Source organism: Tenacibaculum soleae (genome assembly GCF_030549005.1).
Taxonomy (GTDB): domain Bacteria; phylum Bacteroidota; class Bacteroidia; order Flavobacteriales; family Flavobacteriaceae; genus Polaribacter; species Polaribacter soleae.
On sequence record NZ_JAUOSW010000001.1, the window covers coordinates 437663 to 456053 of the forward strand.

The following is an 18391-nucleotide window of genomic DNA, read 5'->3' on the forward strand; positions in this document are numbered from 1 at the left end:
TTTTTATATTTATTTACATTAAAAATTCATCGCTAATTGATGTGTTATCTTGAACTTTATGCATCACATCAGCGAATAAAGTGGCGCAAGATACTACTTTTATTTTAGATACATTCTTTTTTAAAGGAATTGTATCTGAAACAATTAGTTCGGTTAGTTGTGAGTTTTGAATTCTATCATAAGCATCTCCTGAAAGTATTGGGTGTGTACAAATAGCGCGTACGCTTAATGCACCTCTTTCTATCATTAAATCTGCAGCTTTTGTAAGTGTACCTCCGGTATCAATCATGTCGTCAACAAGAATTACATTTTTACCTTTTACATCTCCGATTAATTCCATGTGAGAAATAACATTAGCTTTTTCACGTTGCTTATAACAAATAACAACATCACTTTCTAAGTATTTTGAATATGCATAAGCTCTCTTAGATCCACCCATATCAGGAGAGGCAATGGTAAGGTTATCTAATCCTAAGCTGTTTACATAAGGAAGAAAAATTGTTGAAGCAAATAAGTGATCAACAGGTTTTTCAAAAAAGCCTTGAATTTGATCAGCGTGTAAATCCATAGTCATTATTCTAGTAGCTCCAGCCGACTCTAATAATTTTGCAACTAATTTTGCACCAATAGCAACACGAGGTTTGTCTTTTCTGTCTTGACGTGCCCACCCAAAATAAGGCATAACGGCAGTAATATGTCTTGCAGATGCTCGTTTAGCAGCATCGCACATTAATAGCATTTCCATTAAATTATCTGCAGATGGAAATGTTGAACCGATTAAAAATATACGCCTTCCACGTATAGATTCTTCAAAAGCTGGTTGAAATTCACCATCACTAAAGTGAGTAGTTATTACATTACCAAGTGAAACTCCGTATTCTTTTGCAATGTTTTTAGCAAGTTCAATACTTTGAGAACAAGCAAATATTTTTGGGCTTAATTGATTTACAGCCATTTAAAGTAGTTTTTGTTTTTGTTAGTGTTGTTGTTAGTGCAAAAGTAAAACTATTTTAAGAGTTTAAAAGTTATTTAAATGAATTAATTAAAATATTTTATAGATTTGCATTCTCTTTATAATGCTCGAGTGGCGGAACTGGTAGACGCGCTGGATTCAAAATCCAGTTCTTTCGAGAGTGCGGGTTCGATTCCCGCCTCGAGTACAAAAAAAGCGAGAAATTTTTCTCGCTTTTTTTAATTTTCTATAATTTTTGTATTTCCAAAACCTATAGCGTCCAAAAGATTATCATATTTTGGAGAAAAAAAGAAATCTTCAAGTATTGCTTTAATATCTCTTTTCTCTGAAGTAGTTTTTTGTACTCCTGGGGGAGCTGTTGCATTTTGCAGAACCTTTTTTGTATAAATATCTTGATATTTATTTATAAAATTAATAAATGTGTCCTCAAAATTATAATTAGTTAAATCAATGGCATTATAGCTCATTGTTTAGCTCTTGTTTATATTTGTTTAAAAGTGTTCTAGTAAGCGCTAAGTTTGCTTTTTTAGAATCTACAGCTAAATAAACAAAATAATCACCACTAGGCGAAATGTTAATAATGTGTATTTGACTGTCTAAATTGAAATGAATGTCGTTTAAGTTTTCATTTAAACCTAAAGATTTCATTGCTTTACGTTTGGAGTTAATAATTTCTACATTGTAGGCACAAGCTAGAGCAGGGTCAAAACCGTCTAAAGCAGAGTCAGAAATTAGTGATTCTCCTGAAGCCATTTCAGCTACGCTAATCCCTATGTATCCAGAAATGTTTTCTTTTACGTTTTTTACTAAGTCGTCTAAAATTTGTTGCATTTCGTTTGAGTTTATAGTTATTGATTAAATTCTTTTTTTAATAGATGTTCTAATAAACCAACATTTATACTTTTGTCAGATAAAAAACACAAAATATATTCGTTGTGCTTAATTATAAGTATATTCTCATTGTTAGATTTTAATATGATTTCTTTTAAATCAGTATTAAAATAATTGCTAAAAAAATGATTACTCATATTAAAAATAGTAGCTTTAAATACTGCTATTTTATCTTGTAAATCACCTAAAACGTTTTTTTTAGGGTAAAAATCAATAGTTTCTCCATCGTTTTTTAAAAGGAATATGGCTTTTGATTTCGTTTCTTTTAATAGTTCTTTTAATTCCAAAGTTAGGTTTTATCTATTGTGATAAATTCAAATTTAAGGCTTATTTGTTGTTAATATATTGCACTATAGTATCATTATGTTACACAATATTATTTTTTAAATCTTTTTTGTTAAGGAAAATGTATTTGTTCTTAGTGGTTGAAATTGAAGTGTTTACATTTATAATATATAATAAGTAAATAATGGATTTTTATCTTAAAAAAATTAACATATGACTAAAAATGTTAATTTTTAGTGTTTTAATTTAGATAAAATAAAAATAAATAGAGGTTAGTAGGGTAAAATTAATGTTGTTTTTTATATCTAATTTTTTAAAACCTTATATTAGATTAATAACGGTGTCTCTTTCTTTAAGTATTTATAATAAAAATGGATTGAGAAGTTTGAAAGAGTATGTAGTAAAGAGAAATCTTGAACTTAAATTTAACACAAAAAATAAAAACTGTGTAGAATATTGTACATAGTTAATTTCAGTTTTACCTATTTACGATAGTCTGATAAGCTTTTTATTTATTAAATTTAAAGCTTATCAGACGAATTAATTATTCACAGAAATGAATTTTCACTTAATTGTGTTAGGATGATAATGATTACTTTTGTGTAGGTTTATTTAATTTATGTTTTGTAAAACACCCTAATAGTTACACAATAGAGTTTAACACATTGTATAGAAGAAGATGAAATGTTTATGATGTGATAGTATTTAACTTATTTAAATGAGAAAATCTAAATTTAAAAGCAAAATAGGTCTTCCTCCTGGAACAATTACTTATACAGGTACAAAAGAAAATACTCAGTTATTTATTAACACCTTTGATTATACAAAAGATAGTTTAGAGGAAAAAAAAATAAATAAAATTGAAGCTTGTTTTAGTTATAAAGAAACAGATACTACTACCTGGATAAATATAAACGGACTTAATAACTCAGAGTCTATTCAAAAAATCGGAAACCATTATAAACTACACCCTTTAATATTAGAGGATATTGTGAATATAAATCAGCGTCCAAAAATAGATGAATATGACGATTATATTTTTGTAGTTTTTAAAATGTTGTACTATGATACAAACCAACATTTAAAAGTAGAACACATTAGTATTATACTTGGTGATAAATATGTACTCTCTTTTCAAGAATCTGAAGAAGATGTTTTTGATGGTATCAGAGAACGGATTAGAGCATCAAAAGGTATTATAAGAAGCAATGGTTCTGATTATTTATTATATGCTTTAATGGATGCTGTGGTAGACAATTATTTTTTAATTATAGAAACCATGGGTGAGAAAGTCGAAAGTTTAGAAGAACTTTTGTTTACAAATCCCAATAACGATACTGTTAAAGAAATACAGGCGTTAAAAAAAGAAGCTTTAAAAATTAGACGCTCTATTTTTCCATTAAGAGAGATTGTTAGTAAACTTGAAAAAGCCGAAAGTAAACTAGTAAAAACTAAAACGCTAAATTATTTTAGAGATTTATATGACCACACAATTCAGGTTATTGAGACCATAGAAATATATAGAGATATGTTGTGGGGATTGATGGACATGTACATGACAAGTGTTAGTAATAGGATGAACGAGGTAATGAAAGTATTAACTGTAATTTCTACCATATTTATTCCATTAACTTTTATTGCAGGTATTTACGGGATGAATTTTGATAATATTCCAGAATTACATTATGAGAACGGATATTATATTTTGTGGGGCTTTATGATTTTTATTTTCTTTGGATTGTTATATTTCTTTAAAAGAAAAAAATGGTTTTAAAGCTACTTCCAATCATATTATAAACTTTGATAATTTATAATGTGATTGGAGGTAGGTGCCAATTGTAAGTTTTACAAGTTGTCGTTGGAAACAACAGATTGCTCTATACTTAAATGAAACAAAGCATCTCCTTTATTTACGATAGGTGTTTTATTGATGCAAAAAATATGGCCATTAAATGGCGCATAAACCACTTTTTTAAATTCACCAAAAGGGTCTTGAATAATACCTAAAATCTCTTTCTTTTTTACAAAGGTTCCGTTTTTTGCAACTACTTTAAACATCCCAGAATCTGATGCGCGTAACCATTTTGCTTTATGTACAAAAACGGGAGTAGCCCTAACGGTAATTTCACCTTTAATCATACCTAGATGAATCAATATATTTTTTGTTCCATTTACACCTTCATTAATAATAGTGGGATTTAAATCTTTTGATTTTCCACCTTCAAAAAGCAAAACAGTTTTACCCATTTTATGTAATGTATCTCTTAAAGATTTTTTTATGTTGTTAGAAAAAACAATCATTGGCGGATTAAAAACTTTCGCCAATTCTAAGGCCTTTTCATCACCCTTGCTACATCTTATTTGCGCAATATTGTCTCGATCACCACCACCAGTATGAAAATCTATTACATAATCTACAAAAGGCGCTATTTCTTTGGTAAATTGATAGGCAAACTGACTGGCTAATGAGCCATTTACAGTTCCAGGAAACATTCTGTTTAAATCCCTTCCGTCAGGAAACTCTCTAGTTTGAATTAAATACCCAAAAATATTAAAAACAGGAATACAAATTATAGTTCCTGTTTCAGGTTTGTTAATACCTAAACTGATGATTTCCCTAATAATTCCAACACCATTAGTTTCATCACCATGAATACCCGCAAGTAATAAAACTACAGGGCCTGGCTTGTTAGAGCGCTCAATAATTATAGGAACACTTACAGTTGTTCTGGTATGTAATTTGGCAATTTTTAAATCTAAAACAGTGCGTTGCCCTTTGGGTATTTCTTTCCCTAAAAGAACAAAAGGTTTATTCAACATTTAATTCTAAATAACGTATAATTTCTTTAGCAATATCTTTTCCTGTAGCAGTTTCAATTCCTTCTAAACCTGGAGATGAATTAACCTCTAGTACCAAAGGTCCTTTAGATGATTGCAGCATATCTACACCAGCCACACCTAAACCTAACGCTTTTGTTGCTTTTAAAGCTGTTTTTTCTTCTTCATCTGTTAATTCTATGATAGATGCATTTCCACCTCTGTGTAAGTTAGAGCGAAATTCTCCTTCTTTTCCTTGACGTTTCATAGCTCCAATAATTTTACCGTCTACTACAAAAGCTCTTATATCTGCTCCGCCTGCTTCTTTAATAAATTCTTGAGCAATTACTCTTGCTCCTAAGCCGTTAAAAGCTTCTAATACAGACGTTGCTGCATTTTTTGTTTCTGCTAAAACAACTCCTAAACCTTGAGTACCTTCTAATAATTTTAATACTAAAGGAGCGCCACCTACAGATTCTACAACATGTTCTACATCTTTTGTGTAATTCGTAAAAACAGTTTTTGGTAAACCAACACCAGCTCTTGCTAAAATTTGTAAACTACTTAATTTATCTCTAGATCTTACCAAGCCAATAGACGAAACAGCACTAAAAATTTTCATCATTTCAAATTGACGAATTACAGCTGTACCATAAAAGGTTACCGAAGCACCGATTCTAGGTATAATCGCATCGATATCATCTAAATATTCTCCTTTATAAAATATTTTAGGTGCTTTTTTTTCAATTTCAATATTGCATTTTAAGTGATCTACGACCAAAACTTCATGACCTCTTTTCTCAGCGGCTTCAACTAGCCTACTTGTAGAGTATAATTTTGGGTTTCTAGATAAAATTACAATTTTCATTATTCTTTATATTTTAATTTGTGAGATAAATTCTTTTTTGCTGTGTCTATAATAAATTTTTTATTCAGAAATTTCCTACCTAATAATATCGGAAACTTCATATCCTTTCTTTCTGTTAAAGTTAAGTGGATTGGGAATAATGTATTAAAAATAAATATTTCAGTTTTAATTAAAAAACGTGTTTCAGAAATCCCGTTCGAGCTTTTAACAACTTTAGAGGTATAATTTTTTGTTGTAAATTCCTTATTATTATACAAGGAATGTTCTGGGTCTAATAATGTAAATTTAATAAAATTATCTCCATCAATTTTAATTTCTTCAATTTTTGTACAGTGTATAGAGGATGTATATGCACCTGAATCTATTTTTAAATCTATTCCCGAAAGAGATAATTCAGGAAAATCAGCTTTGTCTATCCTACCAATTACAATTTTCATTTTTATATAAAATATGAATAGTAAAATTACTAATAGTTATTGATAAAAAAATATAAAATTTTCATCAAAAATTAGTGCTATTTATTGTTATTTATTTTCCATTTGAAACATTTAAAATTACACTGTTTTATAAGTATCGTGTTTTTAAAATAACTTGTCAACTGATTTCGTGTAATAATCAATACTTAATTTATCTGCTACATATTTTGCTGTTTCTATAGCATCTTTTTCTAATTTATGAAATGAAACTTTAAAACGATCATTGTTTTTATCCCAAATAATTACTTCGTAAATATCATTATTGTTTAAATAAATAGATACGTAAGTAAGGTCACTTATATTTTGCCATTTTCCGTAACCTAAAGGGCCAACAGAATAGTATTTACGATATGTTTTCGCTTTAAGATTAAAATGATGATTATTTACAACAGAAGCTAACAATGCAAGTGTTATAACATAAATTTCCATTTCTAGAACATGTAAAAAGGAAATGGTATAATTTTCGATAGTTGATATTTGGGTGTTGATAAAAAACTTCACTAAAATAAAAACGGCAAAAGCATAAAGAATGGCAGCCATAAACCGAAAGATAAAATGTTTTTGGCCGCCTTTTATTATTACTAATTTACTCATAGTTTTTAATCTCTTTTTTAGCAATATTAAATTCTTCAGGAGTATTAATATTTCTAATTAAGTTATCATCTACTTGGATAATCTCAATGTCTGCATTAATTAACATTTTTCGTGGGCAAGAATATCCTTGAGCTAAGTATTGTAATAATTTAGTGTACGCCTTTGGTTCGTATATGGTAATTAAAGGCTCTGGAAATTCTTTGTTTTTACCTTTAATTGTTGTGGCTATTTTACTTGGATTCCGTTTTTGTAATAATAATTGAATCAAGGCTTCATTTACAAAAGGAATATCAGTAGCTAAAACTAACCAAGCCGAATTTGGATTTTTTTGAAAAGCAGAACAAATTCCGCCAAAAGGGCCAAGGTTTAAAAAAGTATCATGTATTTCATCGTTTTTTTCTGAGTTTTCGCGTACAGAAAAATAGGTTTTCAAATTATTGTTTTCAAGTAATTCTTTAACATATAATTTTTGAGGTTTCCCGTAATAATCTAACTCAGATTTATCGGTTCCCATTCGGGTACTTTTTCCGCCAATTAAAACCAATCCGTTTACAGGAGCAATATGTTCTTTTATTAAATTTTCAATGTGATTTGTAATATCATTAATATCATTAATGTTATAACTTGTAATGTTTTTTATCTGTGGAAATTTTTCAACCAAACATTCAAAAATTTTGGTATCAGGATTTAGTTTTACAATAAATTGGATGTTGGTAATTTGATCTAAGCGTTTTTTGATAGATGCTTCTTTTTCATCATCTAAAATTAAAATTTGTTTGGCACCTTGATAATGATTACCGTTGATAAACACAAAATCATGATTTACAAATTGCAAGCGTTGTTCAAATTTATTTATTATTGATGTTGTGTTTATTTGCACATTTCCTTCGTGATGAAAAGTATATTCAGTAAAAACATTATCAGCAGCATTTTTAGCATGTGATGCATCAAAATATGCTAAATTATAGTTCGATAATTTTGTAGATACTTTTGTAACTAAATCCGCAATCACTCCACATTTAGTTCCTAAAATAGCAACCTCATTTACGGCATAAGTATCATTTTGTTTTTTAGTAATATTTGCGTGTTTTTGATGCTTTTTACCCATTGTTAATATCTGATTTACCACCTGTTTTTGTTACTAATTTTATTTCTTTAATTACCATTTTTTGACTGATGGCTTTACACATATCATAAATTGTTAAACAAGTTGCCGAAGCGCCCGTTAGAGCTTCCATTTCAACTCCTGTTTTACCTTCGATAGTTACTTTACAAAAAACTTCTAAATTTTCGTTATCAATAATTTCAATGTCAATATCAACGCCATTAATTAATAAGGGGTGACACATCGGAATAATATCAGATGTTTTTTTTACGGCTTGAATCCCTGCAATAATTGCGGTTTGAAAAACAGGGCCTTTTTTGGTGATTAAATCATCATTTTTAAAATGAGAAACTATTTCAGCGCCTAAAAACATGGTTGCTTTTGCAATCGCAGTTCGTTTGGTGATTTTCTTATCAGAAACATTCACCATTTTAGGTTGATTCTGCTCGTTTATGTGGGTGAATTTGTTCATTTTTTATATGCTATGATTCTCGATACGCTTTTATTTCCATTATCATTTCAATAAAACCACTCGAACTGACAATTGTATAGAGAAGTTATCTTTTATATCTAATTATAGGATAAACACTTCCTTGTTTAAATTCGTTTTTTGTTGTTTTTGGTAGTTCTAAAAATCCATCAGCTTTTGTTAAACTAGCTAAATCACCAGAACCATTTCCTCTTATTGGAGTTGCAAATACTTGTCCGTTTGTATTTTCAATTTTAACTTGTAAAAAGTAAGTTAAGTTGGGTTTAAAGTTTACATCTTCAGTTAAAATAGCTGTTTTTTCTTCGGATGAAATTCCGATAGATTTTTTTAACCACGGATAAAAATACACTAAACAATTTACAAAAGTTGAAACCGGATTGCCAGGAAAAGCAAAGGCAACTGTTTTGTTTTTTTTATTCTGATAAACATGCTGCTCACTAATGTTTAAAGCATCACTGGTACCAAACCAAAAAGGTTTTCCGGGTCTTTGAGCAACTTTATGAAACAACTTTTTAACGCCTAATTCACTTAAAACTTCGGGTAAAAAATCGAATTTACCTTTACTTACTGCACCGCTAAAAAGCAATACATCATACTGTTGTAAATAGTTGTTTATTTTTTCTTTTAAAATGGTTTTATCATCGGTAATATGTGCAGTTTCAGAAAAAATGTTTAATTCTTTTAATAAAGCAACTAAAGTATAAACATTACTTCTGCGAATTTGATGGGCTAACGGATTTTCATCAACTTCAACCAATTCATCACCCGTAGAAATAATCATCACTTTGGGTTGTTTGGCAACTTTTATCATCGATTTTCCTACGGTGGCTAAAACTCCAATTTCAGCAGGAGAAATAACAATGTTTTTGTGTATTAAAAGTTGTCCTTGAGTTTTATCAGACCCTTTAACATGAATGTTTTGTTTGTCTTTTATAATATCAACAGTAATGGTGGCAATACCGTTGTTAATAATTACATCTTCATATCTAATTACGGTATCACAATTATTGGGTAATACAGCACCGGTCATTACTTCAATGCAATTTTCACTTTTTTGCATTGTTAATTGCTCGCTTCCGGCAGGTTGAATACCTTCTATGTTAAAATTTCGTTGCCCTTTTTTAAAATAAGAAAAGTTGATGGCAATTCCGTCCATTGCTACACGATTGAATGGCGGAAAATCTCTATCAGCAACAATATCTTCTTTTAAAATTCGACCAACTGATTGTATAAACGGAATTTCTTCTGTTCCGAAATCTTGGGTTTTACTTAATATTATATTTTTTGCTTTTTGTACTGAAATCATATTCTTGATGTTATTATGAAACAAGTTCAGAATAACGTATTGTTATATTTTTAAATTAATAGACACATTAAGTTACCCACCAATAGTACTCATACTTTCAGTAACACTTCCTTTTTTACGGTTTGCTTCGGCTACAAAACCATTTTCAGGTTTTTCTTTTATCAATGATAAAAAAAGTTTTTTTAAATCGTCATTACTTGCGCCTTTTCTTATAAAATCACGCAAGTTAAAAACACCATCATCAAATAAACAATTTTTAAAAGTACCAGTTGAGGTAATTCTTATTCGATTACAATCGTTACAAATTGTACGTGTAAATGCAGGAATAATTCCGATGCTACCTATGTGATTTTCAATAGAAAAATTTCTAGAAGTAGATGATTTTTCTGAAACTATATTTGTTACAGAATATTCAGATTTTATTTCTTCTAAAATTTTGTGGTAATTCCAATTTTCACCAATTTCTCGCTGTCCTTTTCCATTAAAAGGCATTTCTTCAATAAAACGAACGGCAATATTTTTATCTTTAGTCAATCCAACAAAATCATTAATTTCATCAGTATTAAAACCTGATTGTACCACAACGTTTAGCTTTAAACTTAATGAACTTTGTTCTAATAATTCAAAAGTTTTATACACTTCTGGAAATACATCGCGGCGAGTAATTTTTGCGAATTTATGAGTGTCTAAACTATCAATACTTAAATTTATGTTTTTTATTTTCTCTAATTTTTCTAAAGTTTCAATATGATTAGCAACTAATGCTCCGTTTGTAGTAATATTAATCACCTCTAACAAGTCGTTATAAGATAACATGTCTAAAAACGACATAAAATCTTTACGAGCAAAAGGCTCGCCACCAGTTAGCCTAACTTTATTAACACCTAACTCGGTAAGCACGCGAATAACTCGGTACATTTCTTTATAGGTGAGTAACTCTTTTCGTGGTACAATATCAATGCCGTTAGCAGGCATACAGTATTGACAACGTAGGTTACAACGATCGGTAACAGCAAGTCGCACATAGTTAATTTGTCTGCCAAAATTGTCGATAAGTTTGCTCATCTAACAAATATACGGTTTAATGCTGCAATTTTTTCATGTCATTTATCATAGTTTACGAGAAACAAAATTAAATTATTTCCATCTTTTTTAATAAAAAAGAGGCGTTCATGTTTTTACATACGCCGTTTTTCATCTTGTAATCAAAATTTAACTCGTTATCAATTATTTCAGCATCAAAATAATAGTTTTCAATTGTTTGATATTCTGTTGATAATTCACATAAACTCACATCGTGTGTAGCAATAATTCCAGTTGATTTAGAATTGTTAAGTTTTTCAACAAATTTTTTAGAACCGATTGCTTTGTCTTTACTATTTGTTCCTTTTAATATTTCATCTAAAATGATAAAATAATTTTCTGTTTTAATTTTGTTTACGATAAATTTTAAACGTTTAAGTTCGGCATAAAAGTAAGATTCATCATCGCTTAAAGAATCTGAAGTTCGCATACTTGTAATTAATTTAACCGGATTGTATTTTACTTTTTCAGCACATATTGGTAAACCATTATTAGACATTACAATTGCTAACGAAACAGCTCTTAAAAAAGTGCTTTTCCCTGCCATATTTGCTCCAGTAACAATAAAAAATTCTTCATTATCTATTACAAAATCATTGTCTATTCTTTTAGTGGCATTTAATAAAGAATGTCCTAAATTCACTGCATTTAAAACTGATTTTTCGTTATTTATAATAGGAAATACATATTCAGGTTTATTAAAAACAAAATTTGCTAACGAGTTTTGTGCATCAAAAAAAGAAACAACATTAAACCATTCTTCAACAGTGCTTTTGTAAGTTGTAATCCAATTTTCTATTTTAATGGTATTGCGAATATCCCAAAGAAAAAGTCCGTTACCAATAATAGCAATAATAATGTTATTACGTTGATCGAAAGCATCTAATATTTTAGAAAACTCTTTAAATATAGTAGATGCCTTTTTGTTTTTTTGTTGAATTTTTGCTTGTTTGTTTTTTAATGTCGAATTGGTGAATTCTTCGTTTTCTATTTGCGCTAATAACTGATGGTATTGATTAAAAGTTTCTTTTGCTTTGGTAGTTTCAGTGGCTAATTCTTGAATGTTTTTAAAAAAGAAAGCAGTAGTTATTAAACCAATTATAAACCAGATTAAAAGTACAGAAAACGTAATGACATCAAAACTTAATAAGCCAATTAAAACAATTGAAATAGCAGAAAAAATATACGAAAACAGTGTTAAGAAAGTAGGGAGTTTCTGCTCATAAGAATGCACCCATTTTACAATAATAGGTATTGCCGTTTTTGTGTTTATTAAACTAGCAACAGCCGTAAAATGTTGACGCCATTTTACTTTTAATGCAAGTTCTTGTGTTACTTTTTGTTTTTCTTCAATACTGTTAATATCGTTACTTGTTAAAACAGTAGCTAATAGCTTTTTTCCTTCGTTGGTTGCCGTTCTGTTTATGTATTGAAAGAAAGAGCCAATACCAAACAGATCGATATCATTGCTAAAATAATGCTCGGGGTTTATAAACTCTTTTCCACTCTCTAAGTCAGAAAATGTACCATTTAAAACGGCTATTTCTGTTTTATTAATAGTCAGTTTAGCTTCTATGATACTTTTTGTTTGCTTTAAACGTAAGTGTTTTGTTACTAAATAAACAAAAGCGATTAAAGAGATAACACTTATAATAAAGTATAAGTTATTTTTTGTAAAAGCTATATAGGCTGATAAAGAAATGGTTAAGAAGGCAAAAAGACGTAGTAAACGAGTTGTAAGTAAACGTTTTTTTAACCCAGTTAAAACGGTATTTAAACTATTGATTTCTTCTTTGTAAAAAGGAATTGGTTGTTGCATTGTATGGTAAATAAATATTAGTGTAAATGTACATATAGCTAGGTAAATATCTTTATAAAATTGTATTTTCGTTGTATGCCAACTTCATTAGAACTTCAAGTAAAAACCTTACCTAATTCGCCTGGTGTTTATCAATATTTTGATAAAGAAGATGTGATTATTTATGTTGGTAAGGCAAAAGATTTAAAAAAAAGAGTCTCTTCTTATTTTAACAAAAACCATGAAATTGCTAAAACTCGTATTTTAGTTAGAAAAATTGTTCGTATTGAACATGTTGTTGTTGATACAGAAACAGATGCTTTACTGTTAGAAAATAACCTGATAAAGAAATACAAACCACGTTATAATATTTTATTAAAAGACGATAAGTCTTACCCCTGGATATGTATTAAAAAAGAACGTTTTCCAAGAATATTTTCAACCAGAAGAGTCATAAAGGACGGCTCTGAATATTTTGGACCTTACACAAACACAAAAACAGTATATGCTTTATTAGATTTAATAAAAGAATTATATCCGCTAAGAACTTGTAAGTATGATTTAAGTAAGTCGAAAGTAGCGGCAGGTAAATATAAATTATGTCTCGAATATCATTTAGGTAATTGTAAAGGTCCTTGCGAAGGGAATCAAACTGAAGATAATTACCAAGAAAGTATTAAAGCTGTAAGAGGTATATTAAAAGGTAATTTTAAAGAGAGTTTACAGCATTTAAAGAATATAATGCTAGATTTTGCTTCGGATATGAAATTTGAAGAGGCACAAAAAATAAAAGAAAAACTTGATTCTCTACAAAACTATCAGGCGAAATCTACCATTATAAATCCATCAATTAATAATGTAGATGTTTTTTCTATTATTTCTGATGAAACTCACGGTTATGCAAACTTTTTTAAAGTAATGAATGGCGCAATCGTGCAATCATACACCACTGAAATAAAAAAGAAATTAGAAGAAACTGATAAACAATTGTTAGAGTTGTTTATTGTAGAAACGCGTAACCGATTTAACTCGTTGTCAAGAGAAGTTTATGTGCCTTTTAAAGTTAATTTAGGAGAGCAAATAAAAGTGACCGTACCTAAATTAGGAGATAAAAAGCGAATCGTTGAATTATCAGAAAGAAATGCGAAGTATTATCGTATGGAGCAGTTTAAGCAAATAAAAATTGTAGATCCAGATCGTCATGTGAAAAGAATCATGAGTCAAATGCAAAAAGATTTACGTTTACATGAAGAGCCACGTCATATAGAGTGTTTTGATAATTCGAATATTCAAGGAACCAATCCTGTAGCAGCCTGTGTGGTTTTTAAAGACGGAAAACCGAGTAAAAAAGAATACCGTCATTATAATATTAAAACAGTTGAAGGGCCTGACGATTTTGCATCGATGGAAGAGGTTGTTTTTCGTCGTTACAGGCGTTTGTTGGAAGAAAAGCAACCATTACCACAATTAATTGTTATTGATGGAGGAAAAGGACAATTATCATCAGCATTAAAAAGTTTAGATCTTTTAGGTTTGCGAGGTAAAATTGCCATTATTGGTATTGCAAAACGCCTGGAAGAAATTTACTATCCAGGAGATTCTGTACCGTTATATTTAGATAAAAAATCAGAAAGTTTAAAAATAATTCAGTTTTTAAGAAATGAAGCCCATCGTTTCGGAATTACCTTGCACAGAAATAAACGAAGTAAAAGTGCTATCCAGTCTGAGTTAGAACAAATTCCGGATATTGGTAAGCAAACTATTACCAATTTATTGCGTAAATTTAAGTCTGCTAAAAGAGTAAAAGAAGCTACATTTGAAGAATTAAAAGAAACAGTCGGTTTTTCAAGAGCAAAAAAAATACATGAATTTTATCAAAAAGAAAAATAATGAAAAAGTTGCTTATACTATTATTGTTTACGGTATTTACATGGGCTCAAAACTCACCTAAAGTTGGTTTAGTTTTAAGTGGAGGTGGAGCCAAAGGATTTGCTCATTTGGGGGTTTTAAAAGAACTTGAAAGATCTGGAGTACATGTAGATTATATTGGTGGTACTAGTATGGGGGCCATTATTGGAGGGTTATATGCCTCGGGTTATTCTGCGAAACAGATTGAAGATATCATTTTAGATATTGACTTTATGAAGTTAATACAAGATAAAGTTGATAGAAGTGATAGACCTTTTTTTACCAAAACAAATGGAGAAAAATATGCGATTTCATTACCAATAAAAGAGGGTAAAATTGGTCTTCCTTTAGGATTATCAAAAGGTCAAAATGTTTTAAATTATTTAACAGAGCTATTAGCACCTGTTGATAATATCACCAATTTTTCTAAACTGCCAATACCGTTTTATTGTATTGGAACAGATATTGTTACTGGTAATGAAGTTGTTTTAAATGAAGGTTCTTTACCTTTGGCATTAAGGGCTAGCGCAGCGTTTCCATCATTATTAACCCCTGTTGAAATTGATGGTAAATTGTTAGTAGATGGAGGGGTGGTAAACAACTTTCCTGTTGATATAATGAAAAAGAAAAAGGTAGATATTATTATTGGCGTTAATGTTCAAGGAAAATTAATGAAAGAAGAAGAACTGTCTTCAGTTGCTTCAGTGTTGATGCAAATAGTAAATTTTCAGATGTATAAAAATATTGATAAACAAATTGATATTTTAGATGTTTATCTTAATCCCGATATTTTAGATTATAGCGTTATATCGTTTGATAAGAAAAATGAAATAATTGAAGAAGGTGTAAAGAATGCACAAGAATTTTCAAGTGTTTTTGATAGTATTGCTAAATTACAAATATTTAAAAATGAACGAATTAAAAACGAAATAAAAGAAAAAAGGTTTTTGGTAGATAGAATTGTTATCAAAGGAAATAAAAATTATACTAAAAATTACATTTTAGGAAAATTACAACTTGAAGAAGGTGATAGTGTTTCGTACAAACAAGTTTCTAAAAAAATTAATAAACTAACCGCAACCAAGAATTTTAATCGAATTAATTATCATCTAAAAAAATCCTTTCAAGGCAAAAAGTTAGAACTTATCGTCAAGGAAGAAAAAATTCATTCTTATTTTAAAATAGGGTTACATTATGATTTGTTATATAAATCGGCAGCATTATTAAATTACACGCATAAAAAATTACTAACACAAAATGATGAGTTGTCTTTTGATGTAGGTTTGGGTGATAGATTACGTTATAATTTAGATTATTTTATAGATAATGGTTTACTACCTAGTTATGGTTTTAAATCACGTTATAATAGGTTTACAAGTGGTTTTTTACATGAAGAAAATTTAATAAATGTTAATTATACTGATTTTACTAATGCTATATATTTTCAAACAACTATTAATGAAAAATTTGCATTTGGTATAGGGGTTGAAAATAAACATGTTAGTTTAAGTTCAGATAATATTTTATCAAATGGTAAAGAAGTTTTCTTTGACAAAAGTAATTATATAAATGCATATTCTTTTTTAAAATTTGATACTTACGATAAAAAAATGTTTCCAACAAAAGGGTTTTATGCAGATGTTGGTTTTAAATGGTATTTATGGTCTGATAGAAATAATAATATTGATTTATTAATAGATGACAGTGATTCGTTTCATCAATTTTCTCAAGTTGAAGGAACTTTAGGTTTTGTAACTAGTTTTTTTAATAAGTTAACACTTCAGCAAACAAGTGAGATTGGATTTACTTTAGGTAAAAAATCATCACAGATTTTTGATTACAGATTGGGAGGTTACAATAAAAACTATATTAATAATTTCACCTCTTTTTATGGTTATGATACAGGTGATTTGATTAATCAATCGTATTTAAAAACCATTTTCAATTTCAGATATCAGGTATACCCTAAGCATCATGCTGTTTTTATTGCTAATTATGCTCGTGTAGAAGAAAATATTTTAAAGGATATTTTTGATGATGTAAAATCAGGATATGCTTTAGGTTATAGTGTTGAAACATTTTTAGGCCCAGTTGAATTAAAATATAGTTGGTCGCCAGACCATAATGAAAAATACTGGTTATTTAATATGGGATTTTGGTTTTAGGGCATAAAAAAACCCGTTTCTTTTGAAACGGGTTTTTATTTCATAATAAGATTGCCTTACTTACTTTTATTCTTTTTTAAAAAGAATTTATACTGTAAGTATTGGTAAGCATCTCTAGGTAATATTTTAATCCACTTTTTGTGTTGTACAAACCATTTAAAACGAATAGAGTTTACGCCTTTAGTTAAATAAGCAGCTATAAAAGGGTGTACGTTTAATGTTATCTCCTTGTATTCTTTATTACTATTTAATATGCGTTCTAATTCAGCTTCCATTTTGTCTATTAAAACAATAGGAGCCTCAACTTCTCCATTTTTATTTGGGTTTGGTTCGCGTGTTTTTATTTCTAATTCAGGTCGTACACGCTGTCTTGTAATTTGTACTAAACCAAATTTACTCGGAGGCAATATTTTATGTTTAGTACGATCTAAAGACATTGCATCTTTTAAATGCTGATATAATTTCTGTCTGTTTTCAGTAGTCTTCATATCAATAAAATCAACAACTATAATTCCTCCCATATCACGTAATTGTAATTGACGTGCTATTTCTGTGGCAGAAATTAGATTGACTTCTAAAGCAGTTTCTTCTTGGCTTAAAGCTTTATTTGAGCGATTACCACTATTTACATCAATAACATGCAAAGCTTCGGTGTGTTCAATAACTAAATATGCACCTTTACTCATAGAAACTGTTTTACCAAACGATGTTTTTATCTGGCGCTCGATACCATATTTTTCAAAAATTGGAGTGTCAGCTTTATGAAGTTTTACAATATTTTCCTTGTCAGGAGATATTTCTTGTAAATATTCTTTGATTTCAATCATTAAATCTTCATCGTTGGTTACAATACTTGTAAAAGAATCGTTCATTACATCTCTTAAAATAGAAGATGCTCTGTTCAACTCACTTAATATTTTTGTTGGGGTATTTTGATTTGCAATACTATTGCACATTTTTTTCCAACGATCAAGTGAATTTTGTAAATCTTTATCTAGTTCTGCTACCTTTTTACCTTGGGCAACAGTACGTAAAATAAGTCCAAACCCTTTTGGTTTGATACTTTTTGCTAATTTTTTTAAACGTTCTTTTTCTTTCGGATCTGCTATTTTTTGAGATACAGAAACTCTATTAGAAAAAGGAACTAAAACTAAAAACCTACCAGCTATTGATAGTTCCGAGCTAATACGCGGACCTTTGGTAGATATTGGTTCTTTTACAATTTGTACTAATAAATTTTGACCTGATTTTAGTACATCATTAATACTTCCGTCTTTGTTAATATCCTTTTCTGGACGAAAGTTTTTTAAAGTGAATTCTTTATAATTACCTGTGCTTACTTTTTTAATGAATTTATTTAAAGATTGTACTTGTGGACCTAAATCATGATAATGTAAAAAACCATCTTTAGGATACCCAACATTTACAAAAGCGGCATTTAAACCCGTTAATACTTTTCCTATTTTGGCTAGAAAAACATCACCGACTGAAAACTTGTTATCGCTTGTTTCTTTGTTTAATTCAATAAGTCTACCATCTCTTAGTAAGGCGAAATCAATATCAGAAGAATTTGAACGAATTATTAATTCTGTTTTCATTCTGAATATAGTTTTGTGCCAACGTAAATTTTTA

17 protein-coding genes and 1 tRNA gene are annotated in these 18391 nt (G+C 29.1%); 4 read left to right on the top strand and 14 right to left on the bottom strand.

The features are described 5' to 3' along the window. Positions 1–13 precede the first annotated feature (13 nt). A complete protein-coding gene (locus Q4586_RS01960; RefSeq protein WP_068702121.1) occupies positions 14–955 on the bottom strand; it encodes a ribose-phosphate pyrophosphokinase in 942 nt (313 codons plus the stop codon). Between the two features lie 123 nt (positions 956–1078). On the opposite strand from Q4586_RS01960, the gene Q4586_RS01965 reads away from it, so the two are divergent. Continuing rightward, positions 1079–1160 (top strand) — tRNA-Leu (locus tag Q4586_RS01965). Between the two features lie 31 nt (positions 1161–1191). On the opposite strand, the gene Q4586_RS01970 is transcribed toward Q4586_RS01965, so the two are convergent. Genes Q4586_RS01970 through Q4586_RS01980 form a run of 3 tightly spaced genes read right to left on the bottom strand, consistent with a single transcriptional unit; the run spans position 1192 to position 2151 of the window. After that, positions 1192–1440: a hypothetical protein gene (locus Q4586_RS01970; protein WP_068702123.1), complete on the bottom strand. Its 249-nt coding sequence runs from the start codon at positions 1438–1440 to the stop codon at positions 1192–1194. After that, positions 1430–1804 carry a hypothetical protein gene (locus Q4586_RS01975; RefSeq protein ID WP_303525857.1) on the bottom strand — a complete coding sequence of 125 codons (375 nt, stop codon included), beginning with the start codon at positions 1802–1804 and terminating at the stop codon, positions 1430–1432. Before Q4586_RS01975 ends, Q4586_RS01970 begins: the two co-directional genes overlap by 11 nt. A gap of 17 nt (positions 1805–1821) precedes the next feature. Beyond that, positions 1822–2151: a hypothetical protein gene (locus tag Q4586_RS01980; RefSeq protein WP_068702127.1), complete on the bottom strand. Its 330-nt coding sequence runs from the start codon at positions 2149–2151 to the stop codon at positions 1822–1824. Positions 2152–2867: 716 nt separating this feature from the next. Between Q4586_RS01980 and corA the strand changes: the two genes are divergently transcribed. Next, the gene (corA, locus tag Q4586_RS01985; protein ID WP_303525860.1) at positions 2868–3923 is read left to right on the top strand and encodes a magnesium/cobalt transporter CorA; all 1056 of its coding nucleotides are present in this window, start codon (positions 2868–2870) and stop codon (positions 3921–3923) included. Between the two features lie 71 nt (positions 3924–3994). Here the strand turns inward: corA and Q4586_RS01990 are convergent, their stop codons facing one another. The 9 genes from Q4586_RS01990 to Q4586_RS02030 all read right to left on the bottom strand — a co-directional run bounded on the left by Q4586_RS01990 (position 3995) and on the right by Q4586_RS02030 (position 12707). Beyond that, positions 3995–4969 carry a succinylglutamate desuccinylase/aspartoacylase family protein gene (locus Q4586_RS01990; RefSeq protein ID WP_068702131.1) on the bottom strand — a complete coding sequence of 325 codons (975 nt, stop codon included), beginning with the start codon at positions 4967–4969 and terminating at the stop codon, positions 3995–3997. After that, positions 4959–5834, bottom strand: coding sequence for a 30S ribosomal protein S6--L-glutamate ligase (gene rimK / locus Q4586_RS01995; RefSeq protein ID WP_068702133.1), 876 nt, complete (start codon positions 5832–5834; stop codon positions 4959–4961). Before rimK ends, Q4586_RS01990 begins: the two co-directional genes overlap by 11 nt. Then, positions 5834–6271, bottom strand: a complete 438-nt coding sequence (locus tag Q4586_RS02000) for an ATP-dependent zinc protease family protein (RefSeq protein ID WP_068702135.1) — start codon at positions 6269–6271, stop codon at positions 5834–5836. The genes rimK and Q4586_RS02000 overlap by 1 nt, the downstream gene beginning before the upstream one ends. 144 nt (positions 6272–6415) lie before the next feature. Then, positions 6416–6904 (bottom strand): hypothetical protein, encoded by a 489-nt coding sequence (locus tag Q4586_RS02005; protein ID WP_068702137.1) that lies wholly within the window; start codon positions 6902–6904, stop codon positions 6416–6418. Next, positions 6897–8012: an NTP transferase domain-containing protein gene (locus tag Q4586_RS02010; protein ID WP_068702139.1), complete on the bottom strand. Its 1116-nt coding sequence runs from the start codon at positions 8010–8012 to the stop codon at positions 6897–6899. The genes Q4586_RS02005 and Q4586_RS02010 overlap by 8 nt, the downstream gene beginning before the upstream one ends. Beyond that, positions 8005–8481, bottom strand: coding sequence for a cyclic pyranopterin monophosphate synthase MoaC (gene moaC, locus Q4586_RS02015; protein ID WP_068702141.1), 477 nt, complete (start codon positions 8479–8481; stop codon positions 8005–8007). The genes Q4586_RS02010 and moaC overlap by 8 nt, the downstream gene beginning before the upstream one ends. An 85-nt stretch (positions 8482–8566) precedes the next feature. Further along, positions 8567–9805, bottom strand: coding sequence for a molybdopterin molybdotransferase MoeA (locus tag Q4586_RS02020; RefSeq protein ID WP_068702143.1), 1239 nt, complete (start codon positions 9803–9805; stop codon positions 8567–8569). Positions 9806–9877: 72 nt separating this feature from the next. Beyond that, positions 9878–10870, bottom strand: a complete 993-nt coding sequence (moaA, locus tag Q4586_RS02025) for a GTP 3',8-cyclase MoaA (RefSeq protein WP_303525865.1) — start codon at positions 10868–10870, stop codon at positions 9878–9880. 67 nt (positions 10871–10937) lie between these two features. Continuing rightward, a complete protein-coding gene (locus tag Q4586_RS02030) occupies positions 10938–12707 on the bottom strand; it encodes a MutS-related protein (RefSeq protein ID WP_303525867.1) in 1770 nt (589 codons plus the stop codon). A 75-nt stretch (positions 12708–12782) separates the two neighbouring features. Here Q4586_RS02030 and uvrC point away from each other — a divergent pair, with 75 nt between their 5' ends. Together uvrC and Q4586_RS02040 are read left to right on the top strand one after the other, a co-directional pair. Continuing rightward, on the top strand, positions 12783–14576 hold the full coding sequence (uvrC, locus tag Q4586_RS02035) for an excinuclease ABC subunit UvrC (protein ID WP_303525869.1): 1794 nt from the start codon (positions 12783–12785) through the stop codon (positions 14574–14576). Next, a complete protein-coding gene (locus Q4586_RS02040) occupies positions 14576–16759 on the top strand; it encodes a patatin-like phospholipase family protein (protein ID WP_303525870.1) in 2184 nt (727 codons plus the stop codon). Before uvrC ends, Q4586_RS02040 begins: the two co-directional genes overlap by 1 nt. Before the next feature lie 56 nt (positions 16760–16815). On the opposite strand, the gene Q4586_RS02045 is transcribed toward Q4586_RS02040, so the two are convergent. Beyond that, positions 16816–18357, bottom strand: a complete 1542-nt coding sequence (locus Q4586_RS02045; RefSeq protein WP_068702154.1) for an Rne/Rng family ribonuclease — start codon at positions 18355–18357, stop codon at positions 16816–16818. Positions 18358–18391: the final 34 nt, after the last annotated feature.

What these genes read in the sequence shown, in the direction of transcription:
- Q4586_RS01970 (WP_068702123.1), bottom strand. Translation starts at nt 1,440, where the DNA reads ATGAGCTATAATGCCATTGATTTAACTAATTATAATTTTGAGGACACA.
- Q4586_RS02040 (WP_303525870.1), top strand. Translation starts at nt 14,576, where the DNA reads ATGAAAAAGTTGCTTATACTATTATTGTTTACGGTATTTACATGGGCT.
- rimK (WP_068702133.1), bottom strand. Translation starts at nt 5,834, where the DNA reads ATGAAAATTGTAATTTTATCTAGAAACCCAAAATTATACTCTACAAGT.
- uvrC (WP_303525869.1), top strand. Translation starts at nt 12,783, where the DNA reads ATGCCAACTTCATTAGAACTTCAAGTAAAAACCTTACCTAATTCGCCT.
- Q4586_RS02045 (WP_068702154.1), bottom strand. Translation starts at nt 18,357, where the DNA reads ATGAAAACAGAATTAATAATTCGTTCAAATTCTTCTGATATTGATTTC.
- Q4586_RS01990 (WP_068702131.1), bottom strand. Translation starts at nt 4,969, where the DNA reads ATGTTGAATAAACCTTTTGTTCTTTTAGGGAAAGAAATACCCAAAGGG.
- Q4586_RS02010 (WP_068702139.1), bottom strand. Translation starts at nt 8,012, where the DNA reads ATGGGTAAAAAGCATCAAAAACACGCAAATATTACTAAAAAACAAAAT.
- Q4586_RS02020 (WP_068702143.1), bottom strand. Translation starts at nt 9,805, where the DNA reads ATGATTTCAGTACAAAAAGCAAAAAATATAATATTAAGTAAAACCCAA.
- moaC (WP_068702141.1), bottom strand. Translation starts at nt 8,481, where the DNA reads ATGAACAAATTCACCCACATAAACGAGCAGAATCAACCTAAAATGGTG.
- Q4586_RS02005 (WP_068702137.1), bottom strand. Translation starts at nt 6,904, where the DNA reads ATGAGTAAATTAGTAATAATAAAAGGCGGCCAAAAACATTTTATCTTT.
- moaA (WP_303525865.1), bottom strand. Translation starts at nt 10,870, where the DNA reads ATGAGCAAACTTATCGACAATTTTGGCAGACAAATTAACTATGTGCGA.
- Q4586_RS01960 (WP_068702121.1), bottom strand. Translation starts at nt 955, where the DNA reads ATGGCTGTAAATCAATTAAGCCCAAAAATATTTGCTTGTTCTCAAAGT.
- Q4586_RS01975 (WP_303525857.1), bottom strand. Translation starts at nt 1,804, where the DNA reads ATGCAACAAATTTTAGACGACTTAGTAAAAAACGTAAAAGAAAACATT.
- Q4586_RS02000 (WP_068702135.1), bottom strand. Translation starts at nt 6,271, where the DNA reads ATGAAAATTGTAATTGGTAGGATAGACAAAGCTGATTTTCCTGAATTA.
- Q4586_RS02030 (WP_303525867.1), bottom strand. Translation starts at nt 12,707, where the DNA reads ATGCAACAACCAATTCCTTTTTACAAAGAAGAAATCAATAGTTTAAAT.
- corA (WP_303525860.1), top strand. Translation starts at nt 2,868, where the DNA reads ATGAGAAAATCTAAATTTAAAAGCAAAATAGGTCTTCCTCCTGGAACA.